Annotated in this window: 1 pseudogene; it reads left to right on the top strand. The window is 74.6% G+C overall.

The features are described from left to right. Nucleotides 1-116: 116 nt before the first annotated feature. Nucleotides 117-523 (top strand): annotated as a pseudogene (locus F6X68_RS33060) (N-acetylmuramoyl-L-alanine amidase); the annotation flags it as partial.

Raw genomic sequence — 523 nt, 5'->3', positions numbered from 1 at the left:
GGACCCTGCTGATCCGCTCCGGTGGTGGGCGGCCCGCTCCGGCCGGCGTCCCGGACGCCGCGCCCCGGAGCCGCCGCCCGCCACCGGCGGCGTCCGTCCCCGACGAGGAGGCCCCCATGTCCGTTCCCGTTCCCCGGCGGGCCGTGCTGCGCGGCGCGGTCCTGCTGGGCGCCGCCGCCGGCGCCACCGCGCTCACCCAGGTCGGCGCCGGCCGCGACGCCCGGGCCGTCGCCGCGCGGATCGACCAGCCGACCATCGCCAACTGTGCGACCTGGAGCGCCCGCCCGCCGTCCTCCGCGGTGAGCGTGGTGCAGAGCCGGCCCAACAAGATCATCATTCATCACACGGCGTTCCCGAACACCACCGACTACAGCCTCGCGCAGGCCTACCGGAACTCGCGCGACATTCAAAACCTGCACATGGACAGCAACGGCTGGCTCGACTCCGGGCAGCACTTCACCAACAGCCGGGGCGGCTTCCTCACCGAGGGCCGGCACGGCAGTCTCTACGGGCTGCTGCACGG

Origin of the sequence: Micromonospora sp. AMSO12t, from assembly GCF_008806585.1 — a bacterium.
GTDB classification, from domain to species: Bacteria; Actinomycetota; Actinomycetes; order Mycobacteriales; family Micromonosporaceae; genus Micromonospora; species Micromonospora reichwaldensis.
This window is presented reverse-complemented; position numbering and strand designations above follow the sequence as displayed.